We start from the raw sequence: 16,598 nt of genomic DNA on the forward strand, positions 1-16,598 counted from the left end.
GGTCCCTCGATGCCACCAAACCCGGTGACACCACCCCCCGGATCATGGGTTCGACTGGGGGACTAAGTCATGCCGGGCCTGGCGACCGCAGCTCCTTGATCAAGAGCCACGAAGAAGGTAACGGGGGGGGTCGGTCAGGAACGAAGGCTCGCCCAGAAGCCGCACCGATGATCGGCGTTGTGGTCGACGGGCCGGATCGCGTCCGACGCCTGGCTCAGCCGAGCGAATCCGTCGGCCGGACACCGCTCACCGACCGCTCGCCGACCGGCCTCGCCCGTTCGAACAAAAGTTCTAAAAATTGTCGGTACCAGGGTGTTCAATGGTCAGGTGAGCACTTCAACGACCGCTGTCTTCGACGTCATCGACGAGGTCATCGCCCCGCTGGCCGCCGAGGTTCCGGAGCGTCCCTCGGTGATGGAGTTCTACGATCCGGAACTCGCCGTGCCACCCGTGCTGGCCGACGAGGAGCCGACTCCAGGGCTCACCCTTGCCGAGGAGGTGGAGCAGTACACCCGGTTCGTCAGCGGAATGGCGGCGATCGGACTCGCCCCCGGCGGTGAGGTCACGCCCGAGGCCGTCGGGCTTTATCGCGCGCTGCGCGGCGGGTTCATCCGCGGCGTGGTGACCGGGGTCTTCCCGGCGCGCCCGGAGCCGTGGGAGGTCCGGTTCTTCGGCGACGAGGACTACACCACGGTGCTGAACAAGCTCGGCAGGCGAGCGCGGCTGCGGTCCGGTTTCCTCAGCGCGCTGCCGGGCTGGGTGTTCGACGGGCTGCCCGACCACCCGACTGGCCCCGGCGAGACCGTGCGCATCCGGACGGACGCGGGCGGGCTGATCCCGCTGGGGGCCCGTGAGGCCGTCGAGGTGATCCGTGAGGGTGCTTCGCGGCCGCGTCACGGCACCGTCCTGGTCGATCTCGCGGTGCGGAACTCGATTCTCGCCGAGTACCCGCACGGCGCGTTCGGCCTGGTGGACAACGACCTCGGCCGGTACCAGTTCAGCGCGGCGATGGACGCCGACGGCAGCTGGACGCTCACCTGGGGTCCGGCCAGCCGGTCGATGGCCGAACAGTGGATCGTGAAGGCGGTGCAGAACCATGCGTGAGGCGACGACGGTGAAGGAACTGATGAAGCGCGCCGCCGAGCCGGTGCTGCGCGCGGTGCCCGAGCGCCGGAGTGTGTACCTGGGGTACGACCCGGAGATCACCGACGACGAGATCCGCCGCCTGTGCCCGTCCTACGACGGGCCGGCGGATCTCGTCACCCAGGCCGAGCGGTACGCAGCCAAGGCGGCGATGCTCGAAGAGGCCGGGCTGATGGAGAACGGCGAGATCCATCCCGCCGCGATCCAGATGCACGGCGTGATGCTGCGGGGTTCGGTGCGAGGCGTCCTCACCGGCGTCTTCGCGTCCGCGCCCCGCGCGGTACGGGTCGATTGCTACGGCGACGGGCACCAGGCGGTCGTCTGGCGGATGCGGTCGGGACGGCGGACCACGTTCAGCCTGAGCGACTTCGGCGAACTGGGCTCCCGCGTGTTCGGCGGGCTCCCGCACGTCCCGGCAGGTGAAGTGGCCCCGATGCGCATCCGGATCGACGAGCACGGTGTGCCGCTGCCCGGCCAGGACGAAGAAGTCGGCCTGGTCGGCGACACACTGATTAGGCCGCGAACCGGGACGGCGATCCTCGATCTGGTCGCCTTCGGCGGGCTGAACGCCGAGTACCCGGACTACGGATTCGTGATCGTCGACAACGATCTGGGGAGGTTCGTGTTGTACGCCGCCCCTTCCGAAGGGTGGCTGATGTTCGGTGGAATGGACCGCCCGGCACTGGCGGGCTGGCTGCACGAGGCGGTGGACTTGAGCCGGACGTAGCCGCAATTCATGCGATGACTCGGGGGAGGGCGGGCGATGGACCTGGACCGGCGCGCGGCGGACGCGTGGTTCCGGCGGCGAGGGCTGCCGATGGTCATCCACCGGCGAAGGCGCGGCGCGGGCATGTTGCGCCGGTCGACGCCGGGACTGGTCTTCCTGTGCCTGCTCGACCTGCTGCTGGCCGGGTTGCTGAAGCTCCTCGACGTGCCCCAGGACGTGCTCGAAGCCAGGATGCGTGACAGCGGCCTCGCCTACGTCCTCGGCGTACTGGCGTTGACGTTCGCCGTGGTCGTGGTGCCGGTGGTCGGCGGGCGCCTGATGGCGAAGCTGCTCCGGGCGCTGCACCGCACCCGGGTTCGGCTGGCCGTCATGGTCGCGACGATCGGGTTCTGGGTGTCAATGCTGCCGCTCGGCGAGCGGCTCACCGGACTGGTGCCGTGGAGCGACCCGCTGTGGCGCGCCGTGCTCACCAACCTGGCCGCGCTGGCCGTGCTGATGCTGCTGGTGCGGATCGGGGTCGGCTCGATCCTGACCTGGGCGGCGCGGAGCGCGGTCGCGCAGGTCAGGGCCATCGGCACGCTCGCGTCGCGGGCGTTGCCGCTGCTCCTGCTGGTGGTGATGTTCAGCTTCTTCACCGCCGAGCTGTGGCAGGCCGTGGAACGCCTGAGCCCGGGACGGTTGTGGCTGGTGGTCGGCTTCCTCGTCGTGATCGGAGCGGTGTTCCTGGCGTCGATGCTGTCCGACGAGATGAAGGAGCTGATGTCCTGGACCCTGGAACCCGGGGCGGCCGTCCTGCGCGGCACGCCGTTCGACGACGACTCTCCGCCGCCCGGCCGTCGTGTGCCGGCGAAAGCCACTCTTACGAAGACAGAGCGGCTGAACATCGGCCTGGTGCTGTTCTTCGCCCAGGCGGTGCAGATCGTGGCGTTCGGGGTACTGGTGTTCGCCTTCTTCATCGTGTTCGGGGTGCTGATCCTCCGGCCGGAGGTCGTGACGGAGTTCGCAGGCCGTGAATCGGCGCCCGGAACACTGCTGGGTGTCCCCCTCCCGGTGAGTTCCGCCCTCATCAATGTCTCCCTTTTCCTTGCGGTTTTCTCCGGTTTGTACTTTGCCGCTTCAACCGCGACAGATGCCCGGTACCGGCGTTCTTTCTTCGAACCTTTGCTGGAGGATGTGAAGATCAGCCTTGCCGCGCGTGACATTTATCTGGCCCATTGGGCGGATGTGCGCCGAACCGAGGTGGTTACCCTGGAAGCAGAGGACATTCCCTAGTGAGGTGGTCACCATGAGCGGGAAGGGCGAAGCCCCCTTCTTCGATGCCCCCGAGTTCGTGAAAGGCGACGGCACTCAGGCAGATCCTCCAGGCGACACCTTCACCGACCCGATGTCCGGGCTGGTCACGACCAATACAGTGCCGCCATCGGACCCCTCGGCCGAGGCCGGGGACGATCGCCTGCCCATCCCCGGACCGGTCCAGCACGACCCCGAAGTCGTGAGCCGGATGGTCAACGCGGCGATGCTGGCGGACGAACAACCCGCCAGGACACCCGGCGGTGAGCAGTCCGCCCTCCTTCCGCCCGTGGGGATCGTCAGCACGGTCGGTGAGCAAGGCGTTACGCCGATCGGGATCCTGCCCCAGCAGCGCACGTGGCCGTCGAGGCCGCCGCAGCTGCTTCGTCAGCCTCGCCGGATAAGGCAGGAAGAGCCGGTCGAGGTCGATGAAGAGGCCGAGGTCGAAATCCGGCGAGCCAAGCGTTCGATGCAGCTTCCGAGGCTCGGCAAGCCGTCGTCGAACACCACCGGTGTGATGATCGCGATCGCGCTCATGATTGTCTTCGCGGTCCTCGCTATTCAGCTGCTGGCCAGCCTGTTCAACAGCATCGCGGGGATCTTCGGGTAACCCGTCCGGCGGTAGCGCCGGACGGGGCCGTCCATCTCGACGTCACCCATCGGGATACCCTGGCCATACGGTCGGGGGACTCGGCGTACACCCGGGTTGTTCGGCGCCGCGTGACTAGTGGGGTGGGCGTATCAGCGAGGGCGTGCAGTCAGTGCCCGAAGCGGGCACGGGTGGATCTTCGAGCCGTGACGCCTCCACCATCCACCGCGCGCGGCGGGTGCTGGCGATCAAGCCGTTCCGCCGGCTTTGGGGTGTCAGCTATCTGTGCAGTGTCGCGGACTGGCTGAACCTGCTCACGCTGACCGGTCTGGTCACCAAGCTGACCGACAGCTATGCCGCGCAGAACTTCGCGTTCGTCGGTGTCGTGCTGACGTCGCTGCTGCCGGGCCTGCTGTTCGCCCCGCTGGGGGGGCTGCTCGCCGACCGGTTCGACCGGCGCAAGGTGATGGTGCTCTGCGACCTCGGCCGGTGCGGATTCCTGCTGTCGATCGCGTTCGTCGGCACGCCGTGGTGGGTGTTCGCCGGGAACTTCCTGGTCGGCTGCTGCGCGATGATGTGGATCCCGTCGAAGGACGCGGCGGTGCCGAACCTGCTGCGCCGCCCGGACCAGGTCGAGACGGCCAACCAGCTCGGCATGGTGATGACCTACGGCCTCGCGGTGATCACCGCGGCCGGGGCGAACGCCCTGCTCACCGGTAGCAACACCACGTTCCACTTCTTCCAGGGCGATGCCCAGCTCGGCATCGCGAAGGTCGCCGTCGTCATCACCGGCCTGCTGTACCTGACCAGCGCGATCGTGATCGCCACCCGGATTCCCGAGCTCTCGCTGCGCAACGTCCACACGGTCGAGAAACCCAAGGTCAAGGCGGCGGACGAGGAGAAGTTCGGCTTCCGCCAGATGATCTCCGACGGCGCCCGCTTCGTGCGGACGACGCCGTTGGTGCGCGGGCTGATGATCGGCGCGTTCGGCGCGTTCGCCGCCGGTGGCGCGGTGATCGGTTCGGCCAAGCCGTACTCGTCCAGCCTGCTCGGCGGTGACGCGGCGTTCAACCTCCTCGTCCTCGCCGTCTTCCTCGGGCTCGCCACCGGGATGGCCGTTGCTCCGAAGCTCGCCCGGCGGCTCGCGCACGACCGGTTGTTCGGGATCTCGATCGTCGCCGCGGGCCTGTGTCTCATCGTCGTCGCGCTGTCGCCGCACCTCGCCGTTTCGCTGGTCGCGGTCGCCGCCGTCGGGGTGTGGGCTGGGACGGCGTTCCTGACCGGTGTCACGATCATCGGTTCGCGGATCGAGGACGACATCCGCGGCCGGATCAACGCGATCTACCAGTCGTTGATGAAGATCGTGCTGTTCGGCTCGACGGTGCTGGTGCCGGTGCTGATCAGCGCGGTCCAGCAGACCGAGCTCACCTTGTGGGGCGGCACGATCACGATCGACGGCACCCGGCCGGTGATGATCGGCGGTGGTGTCCTGGCGTTGATCGCGGGCCTCGTCGCCTACCGGCAGATGGACGACAGGCGTGCCGAGCCGATCCTCGCCGATCTCCGCAACGCCTTGCGGCGCAGCCCGCGCCGCGTCAACGGGCTGCTGATCGCGCTCGAGGGCACCCGGGCCATCAACACCGAGACCCAGGCCGCGCGGCTGGCCGAATGGCTGCGCACGGGGACGCGTCCCGTTGTGCTGGCCGCCGACCCGGCCCTGGACGACCAGCGGCTCGCGAAGCTGCTCTCCGGCGCTTCGCTGACCGGTGCGCGGGCGCAGGCGCTCGCCGCCGCCGCGGTGCGGGCGGACATCGTGGAACGGGACATCCAGCCCGCGCTCGACGCCGGTTCCGTCGTGGTGATGGAACGGTTCGTGGACTCGCCGCTGGCGCATCTGTCCGCGGTCGCCGGGTTGGACAGCCAGGAACTCGAAGGGCTCGCCGACTGGGCGACCAACCGGCTGCGGCCGGACATCACCGTCCTGCTCGACGCCGATCCCGGCACGGTGATGCGGAAGTCGGAGTCGCTGGACGCGCAGTGGCGGGTGCAGCATCTGCTCACGGAAATGGCCGCCGCGGACCCGGACCGGTATGTGGTGGTCGACGCGGACGGTACCGAGGACGAAGTGAGCGACCGGGTGCGGACCGCGGTTCGCGCGGTGCTCGTCGGCAGGCTCGCCGGGCTCGCTCCGGTGGAGGAAAAGGTCGAGGCGAGATGACGGAAACCCCTGTGCTGATCGGTGTCTGGAAGCAACTCGTCGGCCAGGAACCCGCCGCGCGCATCCTTTCTTCGGCGTCGACGGCGGCCGCGCGGATCATCGAGAACCAGCCTGTCGCGCCAGGGGCGATGACCCACGCGTGGCTGGTGACCGGTCCGCCGGGTTCGGGTCGCTCAACCGCCGCGAGAGTGTTCGCGGCGGCGTTGCAGTGCAGCACCGGCCTCGGTTGCGGCGAATGCCCCGGTTGTCGCACCGTGCTCGCCGGCACGCACGCCGACGTCAAGCTCGTCGCGCCGGAAGGCCTTTCGATCTCCGTCGCCGAAATGCGTTCGCTGGTGCAGTCCGCCGCTCGCCTCCCGACCACCGGGCGGTGGCAAGTGGTGGTCATCGAGGACGCCGACAGGTTGACCGAAGGCGCGTCGAACGCGTTGCTGAAGGCCGTCGAGGAGCCGCCGGAACGCACGGTGTTCCTGCTGTGCGCGCCGTCCGATCACCCGGACGACGTCTCGGTGACGATCCGCTCGCGGTGCCGCCTGGTCACCCTGCGGACTCCGCCCGCCGAGGCGATCGCGCGGGTGCTCGTGGAACGGGACGGCATCGATCCCGAACGCGCGCGGTGGGCCGCGTCCGTCTCGAGTGGACATGTCGGCCGTGCGCGGCGGCTCGCCACCGATGAGGCGGCCCGGCAGCGGCGGGCGACGGTGCTGCGGATCCCGCTCGGCCTGCGTCGTCCGTCCGATGTGTTCACTTGTGCCGATCAGCTGATCAGCGCGGCCGAGGCCGACGCGGGTGAGGAGAGCAAGGTCCGCGACGAGGCCGAACGGTCCGAACTCCGCACCGCGATGGGCGGTGACGGCATCGGAAAGGGTGTCTCGGGCGCGAAACGTGCCGCCGAAGCCGCGGTGAAGCAGCTCGAGAAGCGCCAGAAGTCACGCGCGACCCGAACCCAGCGGGACACCCTCGACCTCGCGCTGGTGGACCTCGCCGCGTTCTATCGGGACGTGCTGGTGACCGCGAGCGGCGCGGGCGCGACGCTGAACCACCCCGACCACTCGTCGGAAATCGCGCAGGCCGCCTCCGCCTGGGCGCCGGACTCGATCCTGCGCCGACTCGAAGCCGTGCTGGAATGCCGCGACGCCATCGACCTGAACGTGAAACCGCGGATCGCCGTCGAAGCCATGGTTACCACCCTGCGCCAAGGCTGATGCGCCTACCCCACCCCCCGCCCGTCCCAAGGGGGGCGACCCCGAGTCCAGTCTACCGGGGTGGAGGGCGGAAAAGTGCTGGTGGCGGGAGTTGTCCACAGGTTGGGGTGGTTGTGGACAAGCGCTGTGGGTAAGTGAAGGAGATTCGGGTGGGGCGTGATGGGAGCCTTCGCCGCATAGGACGCGGTGAAGGGAGCTTTCGCCGCGTCGCATGCGGGGAAAGTCCCCTTCAGCCAGCATCGTGACCGCGCGCGAATGCCGAGTTTGGGACGCTCAGCGTCTCCAATGAGGCATTGGGGACATGGCCGACCTGGTCGAAGCGAAGGGGACCTTCACCGCAGCAAAGCGGCGAAGGTCCCCGTCAGCTACAGGCGCGACTGAAGGCGGTACGAACGGGCCTCCCACGCGGGGGCAAGGCGCGAAAGGACCGTTCATCGCGTTTAGTCCTCCGAGCGCGGCCGCGGCGAAGGCTTGAAGCCCGGCGAGCCCTTCGGAGAGACAGGAACCACCGAAAGCCGCCGCCGTCCCGGCATGGCCGCCACGAGGACGACACCGATCAGCAGCATCGCGGTACCCGCCCAGAACATCGGCACCGTGTCGTACGCGCCGTTGGTGTAGGCCAGGTTCTTGACCGGGCCCTTCGGCGCCGCGCCACCGTTGTTGCCCGCGGGCGGCGGGGTCACGGTGCCGCATTCGACGCCGCCGGCCGGTGCGTGCGCACGGGCGATCTGCTCGCCGAGCGAGATCTGTGCCAGCGACGACGGCAGGTTCTTCGCGGCCTCCGGCGGCAGCGCCTTCTGCAGCGCGGTGGTCGGCAGGATCTGCAGATCCAGCAGCCGCGCCGAGGCGCCCAGCTGGTAACCCTTGAACGGCGAGGTCGTGTCGCTCGACTTCTGGTTCAGCCCGGCGATCGACAGCTTCAGCACCCCGAGGTCGAGGGTGAGCCCGTTCCCGGCCTCGCCGCCCGGAAGCTGCTTCGTGGCACCGTTCAGCATCTCGGCGAGACCGCCGATGACCGGCACGTTCTTCAGCTGTTCGAAGCCCGGCACCTGCTTGAGCGACGGCAGCGGGATCCCGACCGGGATGTCCTTGGTCGGGTTGTTCGCGTCGAGGGTGAACAGCACCTTGTCGCCGCGCACGATCTGCAGCACCGGCGCGGTGTACTCGACCTTCGACGTCTTCTTGTCGCCGGTCGAGGTGACCCGCAGCGTCGGCTGGCTGGCGACCTTGATCGTCAGGCCGAGCGGTGTGCCCTTCAACAGTTCGATACTGGCCGCCTGCAGGGTCGACGTCGATTCGACGGCCTTGTTCTTCGTACCGGGAATGTCGACCAGCCGCACGGTCGACCGCGACGACAGCGTGTTCGGCAGGCTCAGCACGGCGCCCTTGCCGTCGCTGCTGGCGCTGGTTCCCGAAAGGAGCCCGCCCAGATTCGCAAGCGGGCCCGGAAGCCCCTTGAGACCGGCTTGGAGCTGCTCGCTCGCCTGGGTCAGCTGCTCGGCGCCCGGGATGTTCGGGATGGTCGGCAGCAGCGCGAGGTTCGCGATCGACGTGCTCGAGTCGGCGATCGTGCCGACGCACGGCCCGAGCGTCGGGCTCCAGCGCGCGTGCGCCTCGCCGTTCAGCAGGCCGAGGTTGAACAGGGGGTTCTTCGGCGCGTTGAGGCCGCCGCTGATCGGTTTCGGGTTGTCCGGCAGCGCCGTCTGCACGAGGCTGCCCGGCGTCTGCGGCGCGTTGCCCGCGGCCGACAGGCCGAACGGCGACGACTGCGCGATCGACTTCTCGTAGCTCAGGTAGGCCTCGGAGTTGGCCTGCGCGCTGGAAAGCCCCATCCCGGCTTCGAGCGCGGACTGCTTCGGCAGCAGCTTGTCCGCTCCGGGCAGGATGGCGCTCGTCGGCACCGCGTTGGGTAGCAGCCGGAGCACACCGAGCGCCGCACCCGCGTCACCCACCGCCTTCCCGAGCGGCTGCGGGCCGATCGGCGCCGACATCGGCGGCTGCCCTGGATGGGCCGGATCGGGGATCGGCGTGGTCGGGATGTCCTGGGCGATCGCCGGAGCCGCGGTCAGCAGAAGCAGAGCCGCGGCGGCCGGGAGCGCCAGCACACGGGGCAGTCGTCGCCGCATGAACAGGTCCTCCAGTGGGGAAGGCCGATCTTGGGGACTGAGACCGGCGTCATAGGACCTAACGACGGTGGCCCCGGAAGGTGACGTTCAACCCCTCCGCTACACTGGTCATCGTCATCGGGTGCGAGCCCGATGTCTGCCGCCTTAGCTCAGTCGGCCAGAGCGATTCACTCGTAATGAATAGGTCAGGGGTTCGATTCCCCTAGGCGGCTCCGCAGGTCAGGGCCCCATTCGGACACTCCGGATGGGGCCCTGACCCGTTTCCGGGACAAGCCTCGAACCCGAAACGAAAATTCACCCGTTGGTGTCGTCCGCGAGGAACATCCGTGACAGCGAAGTGCCCACTCCGGTGAGGTGCTCGACGAGCGTGTCCGCGTCGGCGTCGAGAGCGCCGGAGCGCCACGCGAGCATGATCTCGACGAAGCCCCCGATGCCCAGCAGGACGTTGACCCGGAACTCCAGCCCGTTCACGTCGGGCTTCAGATGCGGCCGGGCGAGTTCGATCAGCAGATCGGTGGTCTCCTGGACGGTTTGCCGCCGTAGTTGCTCCAGCACCGCGCTGCCCGCGTGGTCGCCGAACAGGATCTGCGCTCGGGCCGGTTCCTCCTGCACGTGATGGACGACAACGTCCAGCGCGGCGCGAAGCTGTTCCAAGGCGGGTTGCTCGATCCGGGAGGCGACAGCGTCGAGGATCATGCGAAGGGTCTCGTCGCGGACCTGTTCCCAGGCGGTGGCGAGCAACGCGTCGCGGTTGGCGAAGCTCTCGTAGAAGTACCGATCGGTCAGGTTCGCCCGCGCGCAGACGCCTCGCATGGTGACCGCCGCCCAGCCCTGTTCCTGCCAGATGTCCAGTGCGGCGCCGAGCAGGGCGAGCCGTCGTTCGGCTCGGCGCTCGTCGGCGGTTTTGCCGCTGTAGCGGCGGGACGCGGTCACTTCTCCATCTTGACAGCAGGTGCCCTCGGATTCATTCTGAGGGCATGCGACCGCAGAATGGCCTGCGACCTGCCATGGCCGCCGCGCTGACGTCCGCTTTCGTGCGGCCGATCGCCAACGCGATCCCGGCCAACCGGGCCGGGATCAGGTTCTCCCGCGCCTTCATCGCCACGAGTTTGTGGCTGGCATCGCCGCCCTTGAAGGGGAGCCGCGTCGAGCCCGGTGTCCACGGCGAGTGGGTTCGTGGCCCCGAAGTGACCGACGCCGACAGCGTGGTCCTCTACCTCCACGGCAGTGGCTACGCGCTCTGCTCGGCCCGCACGCATCGCGGGCTGACCACGCGGGTTTCCGCGGGCACCGGGCTGCCGGTCTTCGCCTGCGAGTACCGGCTCGCGCCCCGGCATCGCTTCCCTGGCGCCGCAGACGACGTCCGTGCGGCGTACGACCGGCTCGTCGGCCAGGGGTATCGGCGGATCCTCGTCGCGGGCGACTCCGCGGGCGGGCATCTCGCGGTCGACCTCGCCGCGCAGCTGATCAGGGAGAACCGTGAACCGCCCGCCGCGCTGGCGCTCTTCTCGCCGCTGTTCGACGTGACGTTCTCCATGGCCGCCGAGCGGGAACGCATGCGGCGCGACCCGATGATCTCCGCCGCCGCGGCCGCTCGGCTGGTCGGTCTGTACACAGTGGACGCCGATCTCGCGTCCGCGCGGCTGCGGTTCGCTTTCGACGACCTCAACGGGTTCCCGCCGACGATCATCCAGGCCGGTGGCCTCGAAATGCTCGCTGCCGACGCCATCGAGCTGGCCAGAGCCCTGCGCCGCACCGGGGCGGACTGCGAACTGGACGTGGTCCCCGGCCAGATGCACGTCTTCCAGGCATTGACCCGGTTCATCCCGGAAGCGGCACCGGCGATGGAGCGGGCCTGCCGGTTCCTGACCGAAAATCTTCCAACGACCCTGAGGAAGGCATCGTGACGAAGCGGACTCACGGAGCGCACGCCGTCGTCACCGGAGCGGGCAGCGGGATCGGGAAGGCGATCGCGACGGAACTCGTCCGGCGGGGAAGCCGCGTCGTCTGTGCCGACATCGACCTCGCGTCCGCCGAGGAGACCGTGGGGGAGCTCAAAAGCAAGGGCGAGGCGGTCGCTGTCGCCTGCGATGTGTCCACTGTGGACGAGGTCGCCGAACTCGCGAGCCAGGCCCGCTCCTGGCTCGGCCGGGACCCGGACCTCGTCGTCAACAACGCCGGGATCGGCGCCGGCGGCAAACTCGTGGGGGAGAGCCCGCTGTCCGACTGGCAGCGGACCCTCGGCGTGAACCTCTGGGGCGTGATCCACGGCTGCCACACCTTCGTTCCCGCCATGCGGGCGGCGAAGGCGGGCGGTGTCATCAACGTCGCCTCAGCCGCGGGCTTCACCGCCGCGCCGAGAATGGCGGCCTACAACGTGAGCAAGGCCGGGGTCGTCAGTCTGTCGGAGACCCTGGCCGCAGAGTTGTCCGGCACCGGCGTCGCGGTCACGGTGCTGTGCCCGACTTTCGTCCGTACCAACATCTTCGGTGGCGAACTCATCGACCCCGGAGCGCGCGGCCTCGCGCAGCGGGTCTCCGATCTGGTCGGCTTCTCGCCGGAACGCGTCGCGCGGACGACACTCGACGCCCACGATCGCGGGCGGCTATACGTGGTGCCTCAGCCCGACGCTCAGCTTCTCTGGCACGCCAAGCGTTTCATGCCCGTCCCGTACACGCGGATCACCGGTCTCCTCGGCCGGTTCCTGCCAGCCGAAAAGGAGAAGTGATGGCCTACGACTTCGCCGCGATGCTCCAGACCATCAAGGACAAGCAGTGGTCGCTGGCCGACATCGACTGGGACGCGCCCGGCGCGGAGACGATGACCGACGAACTGCGCGCCAAGATGCGGCCGTTCATGGCCGACCTCGTGTGGATCGAGCACGTCGGCGCCCGCGGGTTCGCCTCGCTGGCCAAGAAGGCGCCGACGCCGGTGATCCAGGAGATCTATCGATATTTCCACGCTGAGGAACAGAAGCACGCCAACGCGGAACTGGCGTTGATGAAGCGCTGGGGCATGCTCGACGAGGACGGGTCGATGCCCGAGCCGAACATCAACGTCAAGCTGGCCATCAAGGTCCTCGACGACTACGGCGACTCGCTGCCGTTGACGGCGCTGGCCACCCTCATTCCGCTGCTGGAGTGCGCGTTGGACGGCGCGCTGGTGAAGTTCCTGCTGGACGAGGTCTCCGATCCGGTGTGCCATCAGGTGTTCCGGCACATCAACTCCGACGAGTCGCGGCATATCACCGCCGATTTCGAGGTGCTGGAACTGATCGGCGCCGGACCGACGCACAAACTGCTCACCGAATCCATCGGCTCGCTCAAACCCCAGATCGTGCTGGGCCTGATCGTGGTGTTCGTCCCGCTGATCAACAAGATGCGGGACAACATCGTCGCGATGGGGTTGCCGGAGAAGAAGCTGTACAACGCCGTGAAGCGGTTCTCCACCATCGGCGGCCGCGGCGAGTTCACCAAGCGCGTCCCGGCGTACCACGTGCTCAAGGCGCAGGCGGCGATGATCGTCGACCGCTCGCACGTCTACCACCGGCTGCTGGCCGACCCGATGGTGAAGGTGACCCGCCTGATCCCCGCCCGGCTGCTGGGAAAGCCGCAGTCGTGGACCGAGGAGATCACCCACGAACCGGTCGCGTCATGACGTTGGGCGCGTTCCGGGGCGAGGTCCTGCGCGGCACCGAATGGTTCGGGCACGACTTCGCCGGGCAGCGGGTCGCCGTCGTCGCTCCCGGCCGCGAGGCGGCGCAGATCGTGCCCGAGGTGGCGGCCACCGCGCGTTCGGTGAAGGTGTTCCAGGAGGAACCGGACTGGGTGGTGCCGATGGCAATCCCCGGGCCGGACGTCCTCGGCATCGCCGTCGCCCGCGTTTTCCTGCGCTGGCAGGTGAAAGACCCCTGGATCCGCAGACTGCTGACGCCGGACCGCCGATTCGGCTCGCGGCGTGCGGCGCCGGGCCTCGGCTACTACGGGGCGCTGCGGCGGCCTGGCTGCAAGCTCATCACCTGGCCGGTCTACGCCTTCGCGCCCCACGGAATCCGCACCGCTGAAGGCATCGAGCACCAGGCCGACGTCGTCGTGCTCGGTGCCAGTTCGTTTTTCGCTCTGGAAGGAAGTCCTGGATGACCCCCGACCACGAGATCGCGATCATCGGCGGCGGCTTCTCCGGTATCGGCGCCGCGATCCTGCTTCACAAGGCCGGCTTCGACGACTTCCTGATGCTGGAAGAGGGCGACGGCGTCGGCGGCGCGTGGCACTGGAACACCTATCCCGGTGTCGCCGTCGACATCCCGTCGTTCAGCTATCAGTTCTCGTTCGAGCAGATCTCCGGCTGGTCGCGGGTCTACGCGCCGGGCCGCGAACTGAAGGCCTACGCCGACTTCTGCGTCGACAAGTACGACATCCGCCGCCGCACCCGCCTCGGGTCGAAGGTCGTCGCCGCGACCTTCGACGACGAAACGCACTTGTGGCGCCTCGAAACCGCCGACGGCTGGTCGATGACGGCGCGGTTCGTCGTGGGTGCCACCGGCGTGCTCACCCAGCCGAAACCGCCGGACATCGACGGGCTCGCCGACTTCCGCGGCACGGTCATGCACACCGCCCGTTGGGACCACACCGTCGACCTGCGCGGGAAACGCGTCGCCGTCGTCGGGACCGGGGCTTCGGCCGTGCAGGTCATCCCGTCCATCGCGCCGGAAGCCGGGCATCTGACGGTGTTCCAGCGGACGCCGATCTGGTGCCTGCCCAAACTGGACGCCGCGCTGCCGGGGCCGGTGCGGCTCGCGATGCGACGGCTGCCCGGGGCGAAACGGCTGTCCCGGCTGGCCAGCCAGACGCTGGTCGAGCTGACCTTCCCGCTGGCCGCGCACTTCCACAAGCTCCTGCCGACGGCCGGGGCAGGCGAGCGGATCGGGCTCGCGCACCTGCGCCGTGCCGTGAAAGACCCGGTGATCCGCAAGAAGCTCACCCCGCGTTATGCCCTGGGCTGCAAGCGCCCGAGCTTCTCCAACGAGTACCTGCAGACGTTCGACCGCGACGACGTCACGCTGGAGACCACGAGCATCGACGCGATCACCGAATCCGGCGTGCGCACCGCCGACGGCACCGTGCATCCGGTCGACGTCCTGGTGCTGGCGACCGGGTTCAAGGTGTTCGAGAAGGGCAACATGCCGGCCTTCCCCGTGCGCGGGGCGGGCGGGACCGACCTGGAGAAGTTCTGGGAGGAGAACCGGTTCCAGGCCTATCAGGGCGTGAGTGTCCCTGGCTTCCCGAACTACTTCACCATTCTCGGGCCGTATGGCTACAACGGTTCCTCGTACTTCAACCTGATCGAGACCCAGACCGCGCACATCGTGCGGTGCCTGCGCAACGCGCGCAAGACCGGCGCGACGCGGGTGGAGGTCACGAACGAGGCCAACGACCGGTACTTCCAGCGCATGCTGGACCGCCGCAAGCACCAGGTGTTCTTCCAGGACAGCTGTTCGCGCGCCAACAGCTACTACTTCGACGCGAACGGGGATGTGCCCTTCCGCGCGTCGCCGACGCTGGAAACGATGGTGACGAGCCGGTTCTTCGACCTCGACGACTACGCCTTCGCGGACGGCCGGTGAACACTGGCTGAAGTCCGCCTTCCCCGGCCTGGCCGAGCCTTAAGTTCGGTTCCCCGAACCGACGGAGGCTGGTCTTGGAAGGCTTTCCCTGGGACGTCCTGCTCGCGGTGATCGGGATCGCCGTCCCTGCCGCCGCGTTCTTGTGGGAGTTCGTGCTGGTCGGCCGCAAACGGCTCGGCTATCGCGTGCAGATGGACACCCCGACGGCGTCCGAGCGTGGCTTCGCGCCGACCGCCGACGCGCTGGCGCAGTTGCAGCACGAGAACGGCGAGCGGCTCGTCGACCCGTCGTTCGTGCTGCTGCGCATCGAGAACAGCGGCACCACCGACATCGACACCGACGACTACGCGGTCAACGAGAACGACCGTGTCGGCGTCCGCGTGAAATTCCCCGGCCGCACCGTCGCCGGGATGGTGGTGACCGAACTCAGCTCGCCGCATCTGCACGAATGTTTCGGCGACGACTCCGGTTTCGGCGCACGCGACGAGAATCCCGAACGGCCGGTCGGGGTGATCGACCTGCCGAGGGTGCCGTTGAACCGCGGCGCGCACTACAAGATCCTCGCCGTGCTCGACCGGATCCCGAACGGCTCGACCGACGATTTCGACGACCCCCAGGTCGTCGGCGAGATCAAGGGCGGCACCCTCCGCGAGACCAAGAGCCGTACGGGGCCGACGGGTTCGGTGATGGCGTTGATCCTTTTCCTCGTGGTGGTCAGCATCTTCCAGCTGACCCGGTCGCTGGTCTTCGACGAGAAGCCACCGCCGCTGGACTGCGCGTCCGGGAAGCTCGTGATCACCGGATCGACGGCGTTCGCGCCGGTGCTGAAGGAAGCGACGGCGTCATACGCGAAGACGTGCCCCGGAGCGTCCTTTTCGTTCGACAGCAGGGGAAGCGCGGAAGGGCTCGGCAGCCTGAACCAGGCCGGGAACGACGGAACGCTGGCGTTCTCCGACGGCGCCAAGGGGGAGGGCTTCCCGCAACTGCTGCCGCGTCCGGTCGCGTTCTCCCTGTTCACCCTCGTGATCAACTCCGAAGCCGGCGTCCAGGACCTTTCGCTCGCACAGATCCGCGACGTCTACGACGGCAAGATCGCGAACTGGAAGGAGATCGGCGGCAAGGACCGGCCGGTCCGGCTCGTCGACCGGCATTCCGACTCCGGCACGCGGCGGACGTTCGAGGTCCGGATCCTGGACGGAAAGCGTGAGCCGGGCGACAACTCCGATGACTGCCTCAAGCAGGCGCCGGGCACCCAACCGGGTGTGGTGCGCTGCGCGAAGCCGTCCACGAACGACGTCCTCGACGCGATCGCGCGGGTGCCGGGCGCGCTCGGTTACAGCGAACTGGGCGCGGCGACGAAACGTGAGGACGTGCTGCCGGTCCGGATCGACGGCCATCAGGCGACCCTGGAGGGCGCGATCCACGCGGCGTACCCCTTCTGGGAGACGGAGTACGCGTACACGTTCGGCGAGCCGAAGGCCGACTCGCTCGTCGCGAGCTTCCTGCGGTACCTGACCAACCAGGTCGGCAAGGACGTCGTCCGGTCACACGGGCACCGGCCGTGCGCCGAACTGGCGAACCCGGTGCTCTGCCGTCCGGGCGCGTGACGAGCCCCCTGTCCTGGCGTCGCGAAAGCCACTTTCGGGACATCAGACGTCGCGAAAGTGGCTTTCGCGA

Annotated in this window: 14 protein-coding genes and 1 tRNA gene; 13 read left to right on the top strand and 2 right to left on the bottom strand. The window is 68.6% G+C overall.

Annotation, left to right across the window (positions count from 1 at the left end):
* Nucleotides 1-312 precede the first annotated feature (312 nt).
* The 6 genes from ACM6LU_RS33825 (at nt 313) to ACM6LU_RS33850 (ending at nt 7,172) form a co-directional block, all read left to right on the top strand.
* Nucleotides 313-1,104 carry an ESX secretion-associated protein EspG gene (locus ACM6LU_RS33825; protein ID WP_414941905.1) on the top strand — a complete coding sequence of 264 codons (792 nt, stop codon included), beginning with the start codon at nt 313-315 and terminating at the stop codon, nt 1,102-1,104.
* Nucleotides 1,097-1,870 (top strand): ESX secretion-associated protein EspG, encoded by a 774-nt coding sequence (locus tag ACM6LU_RS33830; RefSeq protein ID WP_414941906.1) that lies wholly within the window; start codon nt 1,097-1,099, stop codon nt 1,868-1,870. Before ACM6LU_RS33825 ends, ACM6LU_RS33830 begins: the two co-directional genes overlap by 8 nt.
* 36 nt (nt 1,871-1,906) lie before the next feature.
* Entirely contained in the window at nt 1,907-3,142 is a 1,236-nt protein-coding gene (locus ACM6LU_RS33835; protein WP_414941908.1) for a hypothetical protein, read from the top strand.
* Between the two features lie 13 nt (nt 3,143-3,155).
* Entirely contained in the window at nt 3,156-3,770 is a 615-nt protein-coding gene (locus ACM6LU_RS33840) for a hypothetical protein (RefSeq protein ID WP_414941909.1), read from the top strand.
* Between the two features lie 142 nt (nt 3,771-3,912).
* Nucleotides 3,913-5,967, top strand: coding sequence for a bifunctional MFS transporter/dTMP kinase (locus ACM6LU_RS33845; protein ID WP_414941910.1), 2,055 nt, complete (start codon nt 3,913-3,915; stop codon nt 5,965-5,967).
* Nucleotides 5,964-7,172, top strand: a complete 1,209-nt coding sequence (locus tag ACM6LU_RS33850) for a DNA polymerase III subunit delta' (protein WP_414941912.1) — start codon at nt 5,964-5,966, stop codon at nt 7,170-7,172. The genes ACM6LU_RS33845 and ACM6LU_RS33850 overlap by 4 nt, the downstream gene beginning before the upstream one ends.
* 440 nt (nt 7,173-7,612) lie before the next feature.
* Here the strand turns inward: ACM6LU_RS33850 and ACM6LU_RS33855 are convergent, their stop codons facing one another.
* Nucleotides 7,613-9,298 carry a hypothetical protein gene (locus ACM6LU_RS33855; protein ID WP_414941913.1) on the bottom strand — a complete coding sequence of 562 codons (1,686 nt, stop codon included), beginning with the start codon at nt 9,296-9,298 and terminating at the stop codon, nt 7,613-7,615.
* Nucleotides 9,299-9,436: 138 nt separating this feature from the next.
* Here ACM6LU_RS33855 and ACM6LU_RS33860 point away from each other — a divergent pair.
* Nucleotides 9,437-9,510, top strand: a tRNA-Thr gene (locus ACM6LU_RS33860).
* Between the two features lie 82 nt (nt 9,511-9,592).
* On the opposite strand, the gene ACM6LU_RS33865 is transcribed toward ACM6LU_RS33860, so the two are convergent.
* Nucleotides 9,593-10,231: a TetR/AcrR family transcriptional regulator gene (locus ACM6LU_RS33865; protein WP_414941914.1), complete on the bottom strand. Its 639-nt coding sequence runs from the start codon at nt 10,229-10,231 to the stop codon at nt 9,593-9,595.
* A 44-nt stretch (nt 10,232-10,275) separates the two neighbouring features.
* Here ACM6LU_RS33865 and ACM6LU_RS33870 point away from each other — a divergent pair, with 44 nt between their 5' ends.
* The 6 genes from ACM6LU_RS33870 to ACM6LU_RS33895 all read left to right on the top strand — a co-directional run bounded on the left by ACM6LU_RS33870 (nt 10,276) and on the right by ACM6LU_RS33895 (nt 16,528).
* Nucleotides 10,276-11,205, top strand: coding sequence for an alpha/beta hydrolase (locus tag ACM6LU_RS33870; protein WP_414941915.1), 930 nt, complete (start codon nt 10,276-10,278; stop codon nt 11,203-11,205).
* Nucleotides 11,202-12,026, top strand: coding sequence for an SDR family NAD(P)-dependent oxidoreductase (locus ACM6LU_RS33875; RefSeq protein WP_414941916.1), 825 nt, complete (start codon nt 11,202-11,204; stop codon nt 12,024-12,026). Before ACM6LU_RS33870 ends, ACM6LU_RS33875 begins: the two co-directional genes overlap by 4 nt.
* Nucleotides 12,026-12,955: a ferritin-like domain-containing protein gene (locus ACM6LU_RS33880; protein ID WP_414941917.1), complete on the top strand. Its 930-nt coding sequence runs from the start codon at nt 12,026-12,028 to the stop codon at nt 12,953-12,955. The genes ACM6LU_RS33875 and ACM6LU_RS33880 overlap by 1 nt, the downstream gene beginning before the upstream one ends.
* Nucleotides 12,952-13,437: an FAD-dependent oxidoreductase gene (locus ACM6LU_RS33885; protein WP_414941918.1), complete on the top strand. Its 486-nt coding sequence runs from the start codon at nt 12,952-12,954 to the stop codon at nt 13,435-13,437. Before ACM6LU_RS33880 ends, ACM6LU_RS33885 begins: the two co-directional genes overlap by 4 nt.
* Nucleotides 13,434-14,921, top strand: a complete 1,488-nt coding sequence (locus ACM6LU_RS33890; RefSeq protein ID WP_414941919.1) for a flavin-containing monooxygenase — start codon at nt 13,434-13,436, stop codon at nt 14,919-14,921. Before ACM6LU_RS33885 ends, ACM6LU_RS33890 begins: the two co-directional genes overlap by 4 nt.
* 74 nt (nt 14,922-14,995) lie before the next feature.
* Nucleotides 14,996-16,528 carry a PstS family phosphate ABC transporter substrate-binding protein gene (locus ACM6LU_RS33895; protein WP_414941920.1) on the top strand — a complete coding sequence of 511 codons (1,533 nt, stop codon included), beginning with the start codon at nt 14,996-14,998 and terminating at the stop codon, nt 16,526-16,528.
* Nucleotides 16,529-16,598 lie beyond the last annotated feature (70 nt).

Source organism: Amycolatopsis sp. cmx-11-51 (genome assembly GCF_047608665.1).
GTDB lineage: Bacteria > Actinomycetota > Actinomycetes > Mycobacteriales > Pseudonocardiaceae > Amycolatopsis.